Source organism: Cupriavidus gilardii (assembly GCF_008801915.1).
Lineage (GTDB): Bacteria > Pseudomonadota > Gammaproteobacteria > Burkholderiales > Burkholderiaceae > Cupriavidus > Cupriavidus gilardii.
Genome location: NZ_VZOV01000016.1, coordinates 24,040 through 38,933, shown reverse-complemented (window position 1 = coordinate 38,933; position 14,894 = coordinate 24,040). Strand labels below are relative to the sequence as shown.

At 59.7% G+C, this 14,894-nt stretch carries 11 protein-coding genes; 7 read left to right on the top strand and 4 right to left on the bottom strand.

Going from position 1 to position 14,894, the window contains the following annotated elements; all coding sequences use genetic code 11:
* Window positions 1–12 precede the first annotated feature (12 nt).
* The 7 genes from czcA (at window position 13) to F7Q96_RS18125 (ending at window position 10,966) form a co-directional block, all read left to right on the top strand.
* Window positions 13–3,204, top strand: coding sequence for a heavy metal efflux RND transporter CzcA (gene czcA / locus F7Q96_RS18155; protein WP_004635342.1), 3,192 nt, complete (start codon window positions 13–15; stop codon window positions 3,202–3,204).
* A gap of 50 nt (window positions 3,205–3,254) precedes the next feature.
* Window positions 3,255–4,205 (top strand): cation diffusion facilitator family transporter, encoded by a 951-nt coding sequence (locus F7Q96_RS18150; RefSeq protein WP_004635344.1) that lies wholly within the window; start codon window positions 3,255–3,257, stop codon window positions 4,203–4,205.
* 1 nt (window position 4,206) lies between these two features.
* Entirely contained in the window at window positions 4,207–4,884 is a 678-nt protein-coding gene (czcR, locus tag F7Q96_RS18145; protein ID WP_008646724.1) for a heavy metal homeostasis two-component system response regulator CzcR, read from the top strand.
* Window positions 4,885–4,888: 4 nt separating this feature from the next.
* Window positions 4,889–6,319, top strand: coding sequence for a sensor histidine kinase CzcS (czcS, locus tag F7Q96_RS18140; RefSeq protein ID WP_011229349.1), 1,431 nt, complete (start codon window positions 4,889–4,891; stop codon window positions 6,317–6,319).
* Window positions 6,320–6,427: 108 nt separating this feature from the next.
* On the top strand, window positions 6,428–6,829 hold the full coding sequence (gene czcE / locus F7Q96_RS18135; RefSeq protein WP_011514820.1) for a copper-binding periplasmic protein CzcE: 402 nt from the start codon (window positions 6,428–6,430) through the stop codon (window positions 6,827–6,829).
* Between the two features lie 725 nt (window positions 6,830–7,554).
* Window positions 7,555–7,977 (top strand): flagellar basal body rod protein FlgB, encoded by a 423-nt coding sequence (gene flgB, locus F7Q96_RS18130; protein WP_008650726.1) that lies wholly within the window; start codon window positions 7,555–7,557, stop codon window positions 7,975–7,977.
* A 499-nt stretch (window positions 7,978–8,476) separates the two neighbouring features.
* Window positions 8,477–10,966 (top strand): heavy metal translocating P-type ATPase, encoded by a 2,490-nt coding sequence (locus F7Q96_RS18125; protein ID WP_011514822.1) that lies wholly within the window; start codon window positions 8,477–8,479, stop codon window positions 10,964–10,966.
* 57 nt (window positions 10,967–11,023) lie between these two features.
* Here the strand turns inward: F7Q96_RS18125 and F7Q96_RS18120 are convergent, their stop codons facing one another.
* The 4 genes from F7Q96_RS18120 to F7Q96_RS18105 form a co-directional block, all read right to left on the bottom strand.
* On the bottom strand, window positions 11,024–11,302 hold the full coding sequence (locus F7Q96_RS18120) for a zinc ribbon domain-containing protein (protein ID WP_223277440.1): 279 nt from the start codon (window positions 11,300–11,302) through the stop codon (window positions 11,024–11,026).
* Window positions 11,303–11,558: 256 nt separating this feature from the next.
* Entirely contained in the window at window positions 11,559–12,680 is a 1,122-nt protein-coding gene (locus F7Q96_RS18115; RefSeq protein ID WP_008650723.1) for a glycosyltransferase family 2 protein, read from the bottom strand.
* Window positions 12,677–13,060: a GtrA family protein gene (locus tag F7Q96_RS18110; protein WP_008650722.1), complete on the bottom strand. Its 384-nt coding sequence runs from the start codon at window positions 13,058–13,060 to the stop codon at window positions 12,677–12,679. The genes F7Q96_RS18115 and F7Q96_RS18110 overlap by 4 nt, the downstream gene beginning before the upstream one ends.
* A complete protein-coding gene (locus F7Q96_RS18105; protein ID WP_008650720.1) occupies window positions 13,057–14,664 on the bottom strand; it encodes a glycosyltransferase family 39 protein in 1,608 nt (535 codons plus the stop codon). Before F7Q96_RS18105 ends, F7Q96_RS18110 begins: the two co-directional genes overlap by 4 nt.
* Window positions 14,665–14,894 lie beyond the last annotated feature (230 nt).

The following is a 14,894-nucleotide window of genomic DNA, read 5'->3' as shown; positions in this document are numbered from 1 at the left end:
GGGGAAACAGCAATGTTTGAACGTATCATTAGTTTCGCCATCCAGCAGCGATGGCTGGTCCTGCTCGCCGTGTTTGGAATGGCCGGGTTAGGGATTTTCAGCTACAACCGACTACCGATCGACGCGGTCCCTGACATTACCAACGTTCAGGTTCAGGTCAATACCTCGGCACCAGGCTATTCACCGCTCGAAACCGAACAGCGTGTTACGTATCCGATCGAGGTCGTGATGGCCGGCCTGCCGGGACTCGAACAGACGCGTTCCCTGTCCCGCTATGGCTTGTCGCAGGTGACGGTCATCTTCAAGGATGGCACGGACGTCTATTTCGCGCGCCAACTCGTCAACCAGCGCATCCAGGAAGCCAAGGACAATCTGCCTGAAGGCGTTGTGCCGGCGATGGGGCCTATTTCGACCGGCCTCGGGGAGATCTATCTATGGACCGTTGAAGCCGAAGAGGGTGCTCGCAAAGCTGACGGGACTGCCTATACGCCGACAGATTTGCGCGAAATCCAGGATTGGGTGGTACGGCCGCAACTGCGTAACGTGCCCGGTGTCACCGAGATCAATACTATCGGTGGTTTCAACAAGCAGTACCTGGTCGCGCCGAGTCTTGAACGGCTAGCGTCGTACGGGCTGACGCTGACCGACGTCGTCAATGCGCTGAACAAGAACAACGACAACGTGGGTGCGGGCTACATCGAGCGTAGGGGCGAGCAGTATCTGGTTCGTGCGCCGGGTCAGGTTGCGTCCGAAGACGACATCCGCAACATTATTGTCGGTACAGCGCAGGGGCAGCCGATCCGCATTCGCGACATCGGGGATGTGGAGATTGGCAAGGAACTGCGTACCGGTGCGGCAACCGAGAATGGCAAGGAAGTTGTGCTGGGCACGGTATTCATGCTCATCGGCGAAAACAGCCGGGCTGTGTCAAAAGCGGTCGATGAAAAGGTCGCTTCCATTAACCGTACGATGCCGGAAGGTGTGAAGATCGTAACGGTATACGACCGGACACGTCTGGTCGACAAGGCCATTGCGACCGTCAAGAAGAACCTTCTTGAAGGCGCGGTGCTCGTCATCGTAATTCTGTTCCTTTTCCTGGGTAACATCCGCGCGGCGCTGATTACCGCGACGATCATTCCGCTGGCGATGTTGTTCACCTTCACGGGGATGGTGAACTACAAGATCAGTGCGAACCTGATGAGCTTGGGCGCGCTCGACTTCGGCATCATCATCGATGGCGCGGTGGTGATTGTCGAAAACTGTGTGAGGCGACTGGCGCATGCGCAGGAACACCATGGCCGGCCATTGACGCGCTCCGAGCGGTTCCATGAGGTGTTTGCCGCAGCGAAGGAGGCGCGTCGCCCACTGATCTTCGGTCAGCTCATCATTATGATCGTCTACCTGCCGATCTTTGCGCTGACGGGGGTGGAAGGCAAGATGTTCCACCCGATGGCGTTCACGGTCGTCCTGGCGCTGCTGGGCGCGATGATTCTGTCCGTGACGTTCGTTCCGGCTGCGGTCGCCTTGTTCATCGGCGAACGGGTGGCCGAGAAAGAAAATCGTCTCATGCTCTGGGCGAAGCGTCGCTACGAGCCGCTGCTGGAAAAGTCGCTCGCGAACACGGCCGTTGTATTGACGTTTGCCGCGGTGTCAATTGTTCTGTGCGTGGCCATTGCGGCCCGCCTGGGCAGCGAGTTCATCCCCAATCTGAACGAAGGCGACATTGCCATCCAGGCGCTGCGCATTCCTGGCACGAGCCTGTCGCAGTCCGTGGAGATGCAGAAGACGATCGAGACGACCCTCAAGGCAAAATTCCCCGAAATCGAGCGCGTGTTTGCGCGGACAGGTACGGCGGAGATTGCATCCGATCCGATGCCGCCGAATATTTCGGATGGCTACATCATGCTCAAGCCTGAGAAGGATTGGCCAGAGCCGAAGAAAACACATGCCGAACTGCTGTCCGCCATCCAGGAGGAAGCCGGCAAGATCCCCGGGAACAACTACGAGTTCTCCCAACCGATCCAGCTGCGGTTCAACGAGCTGATCTCCGGGGTCCGCTCGGACGTCGCAGTCAAGATCTTCGGCGATGACAACAACGTGCTCAGCGAGACGGCGAAGAAGGTATCGGCCGTGCTGCAGGGCATCCCCGGCGCGCAGGAGGTGAAGGTAGAACAGACCACCGGCTTGCCGATGCTGACGGTCAAGATCGATCGGGAGAAGGCGGCGCGATACGGGCTTAACATGAGCGACGTGCAAGACGCGGTGGCAACGGGCGTCGGAGGCCGTGATTCCGGAACCTTCTTCCAGGGCGATCGTCGTTTCGATATCGTGGTCCGCCTGCCCGAAGCTGTGCGCGGCGAGGTCGAGGCTCTGCGCCGATTGCCGATTCCGTTGCCAAAAGGAGTGGACGCGAGAACGACGTTTATCCCATTGAGCGAGGTGGCGACGCTGGAAATGGCGCCCGGCCCGAACCAGATCTCGCGCGAGAACGGCAAGCGCCGCATCGTGATCAGTGCCAACGTTCGTGGACGTGATATTGGTTCATTCGTGCCCGAGGCGGAAGCGGCTATCCAAAGCCAGGTCAAGATCCCGGCTGGCTACTGGATGACATGGGGTGGCACCTTTGAGCAACTGCAGTCCGCCACCACCCGCCTGCAGGTGGTAGTGCCGGTGGCGCTGTTGCTGGTCTTCGTACTGTTGTTTGCGATGTTCAACAACATCAAGGATGGCTTGCTAGTCTTCACGGGCATTCCCTTTGCGCTGACTGGCGGGATTCTTGCCCTGTGGATACGCGGCATTCCGATGTCCATTACTGCAGCGGTGGGCTTCATCGCGCTGTGCGGGGTGGCGGTGCTCAATGGTCTGGTGATGCTGTCGTTTATCCGATCGCTGCGCGAAGAAGGGCATTCCCTCGACAGCGCGGTCCGAGTTGGCGCCCTGACGCGACTGCGTCCGGTGCTGATGACGGCCCTGGTGGCATCCCTGGGTTTCGTGCCGATGGCCATCGCCACCGGTACGGGCGCTGAGGTGCAACGTCCCCTCGCAACGGTGGTAATCGGTGGCATCTTGTCGTCCACGGCGCTGACCCTACTGGTGTTGCCGGTGCTCTATCGACTTGCTCACCGCAAGGATGAGGACGCGGAAGATACTCGCGAGCCAGTCACTCAGACGCATCAACCGGATCAAGGCCGCCAGCCTGCATGACGTAAATCCTTGGGCGGTCATCGTACCGCCCAATTTTTATAGGAGTTTCTATGGGCGCAGGTCACTCACACGACCATCCCGGTGGCAACGAGCGATCGCTCAAGATCGCCCTTGCGCTGACCGGTACGTTCCTGATTGCCGAAGTGGTCGGTGGTGTCATGACGAAGAGCCTGGCGTTGATCTCCGACGCCGCGCACATGCTCACGGACACCGTCGCACTGGCCATCGCACTGGCTGCTATTGCGATCGCCAAGCGACCCGCGGACAAGAAGCGGACATTTGGCTACTACCGTTTTGAGATTCTTGCCGCGGCCTTTAACGCATTGCTGCTGTTCGGTGTGGCTATCTACATCCTGTACGAAGCCTACCTGCGGCTGAAATCGCCACCTCAGATTGAGTCAACCGGCATGTTCGTCGTGGCTGTGCTGGGCCTGATCATCAATCTCATCAGCATGCGCATGCTGTCCTCCGGGCAAAGCAGCAGCCTGAACGTGAAGGGTGCTTATCTGGAAGTCTGGAGCGATCTGCTCGGGTCGGTTGGCGTCATCGCCGGTGCGATCATCATCCGCTTCACGGGCTGGGCGTGGGTCGACTCCGCCATTGCGGTGCTGATCGGCCTCTGGGTACTGCCTCGCACGTGGATCCTGCTGAAGTCGAGCCTGAATGTGCTGCTCGAAGGCGTACCCGATGACGTGGATCTGGCAGAGGTTGAGAAGCAAATTCTGGCGACGCCCGGGGTAAAAAGCTTCCATGACCTCCACATCTGGGCACTTACCAGCGGCAAGGCGAGCTTGACGGTTCATGTCGTGAATGACACGGCCGTCAACCCGGAAATGGAAGTGCTACCGGAATTGAAGCAGATGCTGGCTGACAAATTCGATATCACGCACGTGACCATTCAGTTCGAACTGGCACCATGCGAACAAGCGGATGCAGCTCAGCATTTCAATGCATCGCCAGCACTGGTCGGATCGAAGTCGCTTGCTGCAGGAGGAAACTAAGGTGCGGGTACTTGTTGTAGAAGACGAACCGCGTACTGCGGAGTATTTGCAGAAGGGATTGTCGGAGTCGGGTTTCGTGGTCGACATCGCGAACAATGGTGGCGATGGGCTCCACATGGCGGAAGAGACCGACTACGACGTCATCATCCTGGACGTCATGCTGCCAGGTATGGACGGGTGGACGGTCATCAAGTCCATTCGATCCAAGTCCGAGACACCCGTACTGTTTCTGACGGCGCTGGATGATGTGGCGGATCGTGTCAGAGGCTTCGAGTTGGGGGCAGACGATTACCTGGTCAAGCCCTTCGCCTTTGCCGAGCTCCTTGCCCGTATCCGGCGTTGCTTGCGCCAAAGCACCTCGAAGGAGTCCGAGCGATTGCGCATTGCCGATCTGGACATCGACGTGCTTGGAAGGCGGGTATTCCGGGGAACTACCCGCATTGAATTGACGAATCAGGAGTTCTCGCTGTTGCACCTGCTCATGCGCCGGAGAGGGGAGGTGCTGTCGCGAACCACGATCGCGTCCCAGGTCTGGGACGTCAACTTCGACACGGATACCAATGTCGTTGACGTCGCGATCCGGCGCCTGAGATCCAAGGTGGATGATCCCTTCGATCAAAAGCTGATCCATACCGTACGGGGAATGGGCTATGTCCTCGACCCAGAGCGCGGCCGGTGACGGAATGAGGCCCGGGACTTCGATAACCCCGCTGTCACTGACGAGGCGGCTTGGGCTCTTCTTTGCATTGGTACTGTCTATCGCGCTGGCCAGCATGGGCGCCTTTGCTTACTACTCGCTCGCCGCGCAACTCGAGGCCAGAGACGATGAGGTTGTAAAGGGAAAACTCGAACAGGTCGAGCATTTCTTGCGCGAGGTGGACGGGGTGCAGGGCGTCCCGGCGGCGCAGCATCGCTTCGATGATCTGGTGCGAGGTTACTCGGACCTCATCGTTCGCGTCACGGCGCTGGATGGCCGGCTTTTGTTTCGCACGGGCAACGATGCATTGCTGGAAGGCACTGACCAAGCGGCGGTCACGGGAAAGTCATCGCTCATGTTCCAGTCCGCCGATGCGGTGTTGGGGCGAGACGGTACGCGGGCGACGGTGTTCGTGGCGAAGTCTGGCGAGGACAGGAAGCAGGTGACTGCGCGATTCCGGACGACGCTCGTGCTTGGTACCACCGTCGGTGTGATATTGACGGCCCTGGTGGGGGCGGCCATTACGCGCCGTGAGCTGGAGCCGGCGCACGTACTTATCAAGCAGATCAACCGGATCAGTGTGGAACGGCTGAGCTACCGGGTGGACATGCCACCCAAGCCCACCGAAGTGCGTGATATCGCCTCTGCGTTCAATGCGATGCTGCAACGCCTCGAGGATGGTTATCAGAAGCTGTCGCGGTTCTCCGCCGATCTTGCCCATGATTTGCGCACGCCGCTTAACAACCTCATTGGACATGCCGAGGTCGCCTTGTCACGAGACCGCACCGGGCCCGAGTATGTCGCCTTGGTGGAGGAAAGCCTGGTCGAATACCAGCGACTTGCGAGGATGATCGATGCGATGTTGTTCCTCGCGCGAGCTGACAGTGCCAATGTGGCGCTCGAGTTGACGGAACTCCAGTTGAATGCAGAACTTCGCAAGTTGTCCGCCTACTTTTCGGTGCTTGCAGAGGAGCGAAGCGTCGTAATCAGGGTAAGCGGGGATGCCACCCTGGTCGCTGATGCCATTCTGTTCCAGCGTGCGATCAACAATGTTCTGTCAAATGCGGTCCGTCATGCGTGGCCGAATTCGATGATAGATCTGGTGGTGCGCCGCGAAGCGGCACATTGTTGCATCGACATCACGAACGTTGGAGACCCAATCCCGGAGCGGGAACTTTCCCTCATCTTTGATCGGTTCTTCCGTGGGGATAGGGCGAGATCCAACTCGTCACAGTCCACGGGGCTGGGCCTGGCCATCGTCCTGTCGATCATGGAGCTCCATGGCGGCGACGCGTCAGCCGTGAGCGGCTTGGATGGGAAGACACGCTTTACATTGCGCTTCCCGCTCAACGGTGCTGAAGCCTCAGCGCGGGTTTCGGTGGGTAGGCCGAGTCAGGACCGACCAGTCGTTGGGTAGAGTGGTGCAATGAGCCCGATTGCCTATTTGTAATCGCCGGGCAAGGCTGCAGCATGCGTACAATTTATACACTCGTTTTCATAGATCAACGAAGTCTCTAGAAAGGAGATGACTATGAAAACGAAGAAACACGCCTTGCTGTTTGCGGCGTTGCTGTTGGGTGGGATGTCGGCTTCGTATGCTTTGGAAATGACCGGGTTGAAACCGGGCGTGCCTGCGTCGACGGCGACGGCGCAGGCGATGGCGAAGCGTCACGCGACCTTGTATGGCGATCCAGCCGGCCAATCTCAGGCCAGTCGCATTATCGACGTGAAGCCAGGGATGCGGTATGTCAACGTGGACTCTGGCGAGACGGTGGCGTTTCGGGCCGGCGAGAAGATCGTCGCATGGACCTTCGCCCAGATGGTCAGGGATACGAGTGTGGACCTTGGCTTGTTGATGCCGGATCTGCCGGGTAGCGCTGGCGTGCGCGTCTATATTGATAGAAGCGACCTCTTCACAGGTGGCTGAACGTTGCTGAACCGGTGAACTACAGGCCCCGCACAATGCGGGGCCTTTTTCATCGTCATTGGCGTCGGTTCTGCCGCTTAGCAATACACGAGGCGATGGGAAGTTGTAGCACGCGCCACCGCATCATGAACGGCACCGGATTGACGCCGATGGAGGGAAAAAAAGCTTGCCCTCCGGGGAGGGCAAGCTTCGGAAGCTTTCGCCATCGGGATAAAGCGAAAGAGCACCAAGAGCCAAGCAACTGACGGGTGCCTGGCTCCCCCACAGAGGTCGGTCTGAGTTTCAGGGACGGCTTGCGTCAAATTCCGCGTGCGCCATCGGTGAACACATCACGCGGCCCAATACGCGAGCCGTCGGTAAATACGTCACGCTGAATGCGGTTGTAGCGAACAGACCGAGGGATGCGACGGCAATGCGACTAATCTTCATGGATTCTCCTCATTAAGACCCGAAATTAATTTGGTGGGGGCGAGTATAGAAATCTGCAGATGACGGTCAGATTGCGAAGTAATTACGTGGGGTCACTTCGTCGCGTGATGACGACAAGGTGGAACGTACCGGGGTTATGTGGATTGACATGGCTTTCGCGCGGACGCGTCAACCTGTGTGCGCGCGAACATTGCGGGCCGGTAATGGGAAACTCACGAAAAGAGGTCGCTTCTCTCGAAGCAAGATCGACTGCCTTTGCAATACGCTGCGGGTTCCGATCTAGTTGGAGAGTAAGGATGGACACGCCATACGTCGCAAAATGGGCGCGTAGCGAAGACAGCGTTCATGAGCAAGCGCTGCGACTTCGCACACGGAGGTTCGAGCTGCTGTCTGCAAATATTGCAAATGCGGATACGCCGAACTACAAGGCGCGCGATATCGACTTCAGCGCCGAGTTGGATAGGGTGATGGGCAGTGGCCAGAATTTTGCGGGCATGACCATGACTTCGCCGCGACACATCGAGGCAAGCAAGCCCGCGCTGGAAGAGGATCTGATGTATCGCGTCCCCCTGCAGTCGAGTATGGACGGCAACACCGTGGAGATGGACGTCGAGCGTGTGGCGTTTGCAGAGAACGCGCTGCGGATGCGGTTCTCCATTCAAAAGACTGCCGACGAGTACAAGGACATGCTCAAGCTCTACCAGGACATGCGGCCCTAGCGGGGAAACCGCGACTACTGGCAGGGCGGCTTGGGTGCGGCGACAGCGCTGGACGCGTCTCTGGAAGACGGCTCCGGTGTGCTCGCTGCGGATTCCTGCTTCGACGGATGTTTGGCTGTGCGATGTCGCGGGTTGGCCGCCCAGGCAACCCGTTGGTCGCGGGAGGCGTATCCCGTGTCTGAATGTCCAATGGCGAGGGTGTGCCACTGGGTCGGCTTCTCGCTGAGTCGATCACCGGTCGCAGGAGCCGGCAAAGCGTAGGCCAGCAAGGCAGAGCATGCGACGGCGCTAATCATCTGTATGGTTCCTGGACGGATGACATGAGGATCCTGTCATCCGCAAGATAGTACGCTCAGATTGCGGGCACATTACCAACGCATTACGGCGGGGCATTGGGGCGCTGACTCGTTGAGCTTTGTTGTTGCAATGCGGGGCACACTAGTTGCTAATAGTGTGCAACGGCGTGAATGCCGATTCAGACTGACTGGAGCCCGCGACAATGACCGAAAAGCTGCGCCTGGACATTCCTGTCTTGCTTCCTGGCCTTCCCGATTCCTCTGATCCCTGTGTAGAACGGTTGCTGTCCGAACTGAGAGGGAAAGAGGGCGTCGAGGCGGCGCATATAAAAACTGCAAATGTTGATAGCGATTCACAGATATGTGTCCACTACGATCCCGCAGCGATTTCCCTTGCCCGCATCCGGGAGCTGGTGACAAGCACGGGTGCGGTGATTTCGTCGCGGTTTGGTCATGTGCTTTGGCAATTGAAGGGCGTCTGGCACGAACGACGAGCGCGAACCGTAGCTAGCCAACTGCGGGCCTTGCCCGGCGTCATCGAGGCCGAAGTCAGCGCCTCCGGCATAGCGCGCGTCGAATTCGACAACGATCGGATCTCCGCGGCAGGGATCGAGCAGGCCCTGTCAAAACGCGGGCTCGCGCCGGTTGAGATCGGTGCCCGGAAGAGCGGTCATGCAGACCATGAACACCGCGAAGGCGTCAAGGATCATGCACATGGGGAAGGCGAGGGGCATGAGGCCCACGCACACGGCAGCGTGTTTGGCCCGAATACTGAGCTAATCTTCTCCCTGATCTGTGGGGCCTTGCTTGGTCTCGGATTTGCCGTTGGTAAGCTGTTCGGCAGCCTGCCAGCATGGATTCCGGTTGCCTTCTTTGTCGGCGCGTATTTTTTTGGTGGTTTCTATACCGTTCGGGAAGCGATAGAGAACCTCCGGCTAAAGAAGTTCGAAATCGACACACTGATGCTGGTAGCCGCCGCAGGGGCGGCGGCGTTAGGCGCTTGGGCGGAAGGCGCGCTACTTCTCTTTTTGTTCAGTCTCGGCCACGGGCTCGAACACTACGCCATGGGGCGCGCCAAGCGGGCGATCGAAGCGTTGGCGGCGCTCGCACCGGCTACAGCAAGTGTGCGGCGTGAAGGCGAGGTACGAGAGGTCCCCGTCGAGGAATTGCAGGTGGGGGATGTGGTGGTGGTTCGGCCGAACGAACGCCTCCCCGCCGATGGTTTTCTGGTAAAGGGGGCTTCCGCAGTCAATCAAGCGCCGGTTACTGGCGAAAGCATCCCGGTCGACAAGCAGCCCGTGGATGACGCCGCCGCAGCCAGGAGGAAGCCCGATGCCGTAGGGGCCGTGTCCCGCGTGTTCGCCGGAACCATCAATGGCGCCGGCGCCATTGAAGTGGAAGTGACGCGCCTTTCCACGGACAGCGCCCTGGCGAAAGTCGTCAAGATGGTCAACGAGGCCGAAGCGCAAAAGTCACCGAGCCAGCGGTTCACTGAGAAGTTCGAACGGATCTTTGTTCCTGCAGTGCTTGTGCTGGCGGTATTGCTGCTGTTTGCAGGGCTAGTGATCAATGAGCCGTTCAGTGCGACCTTCTACCGCGCCATGGCGGTGCTGGTTGCCGCCAGCCCATGCGCGCTCGCCATCGCGACACCGAGCGCGGTGCTGTCGGGGGTAGCGCGCGCCGCTAGAGGGGGTGTACTGATCAAGGGCGGGGCGCCGCTCGAAAACCTGGGTTCACTGAAAGCCATTGCATTCGATAAGACGGGGACGCTGACGGAGGGGCGCCCCCGTATTACCGATGTGATGGTCGCCGAAGGAGTAGCTGAAGCGGAATTGTTGAGCGTAGCGGTCGCCGTGGAGTCGCTCAGCGACCACCCGTTGGCTGCGGCCATTGCCCGCGATGGCCGCAAGCGCCTGGAAGGCAGTTCCATCCCGGAAGCGTCTCATCTCCAAAGCTTGACCGGACGCGGGGTCACGGCGACGTTGTGCGGTAAGACCGTCTGGATTGGCAAGCCTGACATGTTCGGCGCCGACGGGATTGCACCGCTTAGCGAATCGATGGCGAGCGCAGTGCAGACGCTGCGCAGCACTGGCCGCACGACAATGATCGTCAGGCAGGGAGATCGGGACCTCGGCGCCATTGGGCTGATGGACACGCCGCGCGCCTCGGCGCGCGCTGCCCTCGAGGCACTGCGCAGGCTGGGTATCACACGCATGATCATGATCTCCGGCGATCACCAGCGCGCAGCCGAAGCCGTCGCCAAGGACGTAGGTATCGATGAAGCCTGGGGCGATCTGATGCCTGAGGACAAGGTCAAAGCCATCCAGACGTTGCGCGCGGAAGCCAAAGTGGCCATGGTCGGCGACGGCGTCAACGACGCGCCGGCAATGGCCAACGCCACGGTGGGCATCGCAATGGGTGCGGCAGGTTCAGATGTGGCACTGGAAACGGCGGATGTTGCGCTGATGGCCGACGACCTCCAACACCTGCCTTTTGTGGTCGGTTTAAGCCGACATACGCGGGCCATCATCCTTCAGAACGTGTATATCAGCCTCGGCGTCGTGGCGTTCCTTCTGCCAGCCACGATCCTCGGCCTCGGTATCGGGCCCGCCGTGGCCATGCATGAGGGGTCGACGCTGATCGTCGTGTTCAATGCGCTTCGACTGCTAGCCTATCGCGACAAATCCCCATGACGGGCCCCGGCCGCAATGATGGCGATGCCAGATGCGGCGGCAGCTATGGCCGCCGACTCATTTGGCGGCATTGCCGCAACTTCCACAGAACTTTGCGTCGCGTGGGAGTAAGGTGCCGCATCGACTGCACGGCGCCGGAGCCAGTGAACTGCCGCATTGCTGGCAGAAGCGCGCGCCCTGGGCGCTCACCGTGCCGCAGTTGGGGCAGTGGACGCCGGCGGGGCTTTGTGGTGGCAAAGGATTCCCATAGCCGTAGCTGCCGCCACCATCATGATGACCTCCTCGACGACCGTGCTCACTTCCGCCGCCGTGATGACCGCCGCTGTGACGGCCCATGAGCCTTTCCAAGAAACCCATCATTCCTCCTAAGTGGATGGATCGTCGCTGCGGCCCCGTGGTGTCGGGTGCTGCGACGACTTGCGCTGCTACGCGTCAGCCAATGCCTGTAGTAAATAGTCTGTAGTGACTACAGGGTCAATGGTCGGTGGATGCGAAGAACGGAATAAGTTGAATACGAGGCTCTTTCTTTCGAAAACGTCATGATCCCGATAGTTGCTGGCCATGTCGTGAGAGCGCATGGAAGGCGGGCTGTCTATCGGCTTGGCGCAAGGGTTTCCGTGAGGATGGCATCCCGCTGAGGAGCCTCGGGGAGGCCAGGAGCTTTGCCTTCCGGGCATCCGGGTGCGTGAAAGATTGCTGCAGGCGGGGTGCCACCCCGTGTCGCTGCGGCCACCTGCCCCGGCTCAGCGGTGGGGGTGCCGGGGCCGATCGGCGCCGTATAGCTTGCCACCAGATACACCGGCCGCCGCTTGACTTCATTGAACAGACGCCCAACATATTCCCCGAGCACGCCTAGGAAAACCAGTTGCAGGCCGCCCAGCAGAAGCAGGGCGGTCATCATGGATGGGTAGCCGTGTACGGGGTCGCCGTAGAGCAGCGTCTTGCCAACGATGAAGGCGGCCATGCCAAAGGCGGGAACGGCAACAAGCAGGCCGATCGAGGTTGCAAACTTGAGCGGCACGGTGGAAAAGGCAGTGATGCCATCCACGGCAAAACGCAACAGCTTGCGGTAGTTGAACTTGGTCGTCCCGGATGCCCGCGCGTCACGCCGATACAAGACGGCCGTCTGCCGGAATCCTATCCAGGCATACAGCCCCTTCATGAAGCGGTGCTGCTCCCGGAGTTGTCCGAGTGCGGCAACGGCACGACGGCTCATGACGCGGAAGTCGCCGGTGTCGGCCGGAATCTCCGTATCGCTGAGCTTGCCCATCAGGCGGTAAAACCAGTGCGCGGTGAACTTCTTGAGGAACGATTCGCCATCCCGGGAAGTGCGCGTGGCGTACACCACGTCGAACCCCTCGCGCCATTTCTCGATCAACGACGGAATCAGTTCGGGCGGATCCTGCAGATCGGCGTCGATGATCACAACGGCGTCGCCGCTTGCCACGTCGAGGCCCGCCGTTAGCGCGGCTTCCTTGCCGAAGTTGCGACTCAGCTCGACAATGCCGACGCGCGCTTCGGCCGCCTTGAGATTGTGTGCAACCGCCAGTGATCGATCGCGGCTGCCATCGTCCACGTAGATAATCTCGTAGTCCGATGCCAATCCATCCATCACGCGGAGAAGCCGAAAGTGAAACTGTGGCAGGACAGCTTCTTCATTGAAGAGCGGTACGACGACCGAGATCTTCTCTGGCAGCAGGCTGGCGGCATTCATCGCATCGCTCCATTCATGAACGTCCAATTTGCATGGAGTACGTAGTTGACCAACATGACGAAAATTGTCGAGAGGATTTGAGCAACCAGGTAGTGAAGCCCCAATGCTAGTCCAGCCCACATCAGAAGTGAGTTAAGAAAGAACGCCAGCGCGGAAACGAGAATGAACCGTCCGAAAGTGGCGCGTTGTGGTCGGACTGGTGTGAACACCCATCGGCTGCTGATGCAGTAGTGCGTCAGAAGGCCTGCAACACTGCCGGCGGCAGACGCCGGTAGCGCTGCAACCCCGAAACCGACCAGCGTGATCAGTGTTGCGTAGTGTGTAGCGGTTGCCGTCGCCCCCGCGCCCAGAAACCGTACAAATCGTGATGGGATGTTCATGGTTTTTGCACCAGAACGTTGACGCCATGTCGTCCGATCACAGTTGTGTTGCCGCCGAGCAGCGGTCTCAGTCGATGAAACGTCTCGTGCCGCATGACCGCGAGCTTGTGACCAGGGGTCAGCCATCGCTGCGCAAAAGCTTCTTCATTAGCAATCCACTTGTCGGGCTCGACCGAGAAGCCGAGATCCAGCTCGGATCTGGCCCCGACAATGATCGGTTCTCGTTCGGCGTAAAACGCCAGACCTCGGTCAATCTGGCCCACGTTGAACAGTTGTGTGTTGTCGCGGGACGCCGCCTTGGCTTCCAAGCCAAGTGGTTTGATGGAGAGGGACCCAAACGCCCGAGACGCCATCAAGCCAGCCTGAAGGCTGGCCAGCGTCGCCAGCGAAGCGACGGCAACCGCGCAGAGCCTGTGGCCGCGCAGGGCGATCCCAAAGGCCAGGAAGCCACCGATGACCAGAATGCCCATCGTGATGGCGCCCCAGGTATGCAATGAGGCCGGATTGCTGATATTGAGCTTCAGTACCGCATTCGACATTGTCGGATGCCATAGCAGCACGGCGATGGCAACGCCGAGCACAGGCATGGCAAGAAAGCTTGCCGCCAGTGTGGGGCGGGCTGCAGTCATGGATCTGTACGCGAGCAAGACGGCCACCGGTGGTAAGGCGGGCAGGATATAGAGCGGCAGCTTCGAGCGCGAAATCGAAAAGAAGGCAATGACAACGACTACCCACAGCGACAGAAACAGTCGTGCGTCGAAGCCAGGCGTTGCCTGTGCGCTGCGAGAGCGGAGTGCGATAGCACGGGGAATCAAGCCCATGAACGGCAGGACGCCTGCCGCACCAACGGCCAGGAAGAACCAGAATGGCTTGTCCCGCTCGTGAACCGAGGACGAGAATCTCGCGAAGTGTTCGTGGATGAAGAAGTAATTCAGAAATTCGGGGTTGCGCTGGGACACCACGACAAACCAAGGCATGGTGATGGCCACCGCAAGCAGGCTCCAGCGCCAGAATCTCGCGCTAAAAAATGCGGAAAATTGTCGAGTGACCGCCCCGTATAGCAGCAGCGTGATTCCTGGCAGTACCAGGGCAATCAGGCCTTTGGCAAGAAATGCCAGACCGACCAACAACCAGATCAGGGGGTATAAGCGAGGTTCCCGATTCTGGTAGGCCACGGCGAAAACGAGAGCGGCACTGCCGAGCAGTGCGCCGACACCAATGTCTGTTGTTGTCAGATTCGAGCCGAGAATCCAGAGGGGAGCGCCGATGAGCACCAGCGCTGAGGCGAGGCCTATGCGCGTGTCATAGAGCGATCGCGCCGCCCACCATGCGGCGAGTGCGCCCAGCAGTCCCACAAGCGCACTCCAGATCCTTGCTGTCCACTCGGACGGCCCGAAGAGCGTATAGGCGCTGGCGGTCGCCCAATACTGCAGGGGCGGCTTGTCGAAGAACTTGATGCCGTTCAACCGCGGCGTGACCCAATCGCCGGAGACGAACATCTCGCGCGGAACCTCGGCGTAACGACCCTCGTCGGGTTCATAGAGGGGACGCACGGATAGCGTGGACATCCAGAGGACCACCGTGAGTGCGATGGTCAAAGCCATGAAAATCTGTCGCTTCAAGAGACTGCCCGTCCAGGTGTGCGGTGGCCACTGCTACCGCGCTTGGTCAAATGCTCTCAGGGCGCAACGACATAGATGCCGGATGTGGTTCGTCGCCGTCGTGATGTTGGATCATGGAGCAGTTCACGCGGCGCCGCTTGACGCCCCACGAGCCGAGGATGCGATTCACGCGGGAGTCCGAAGGATGGCGACTTGGCCAGCAGAGAGCGAAC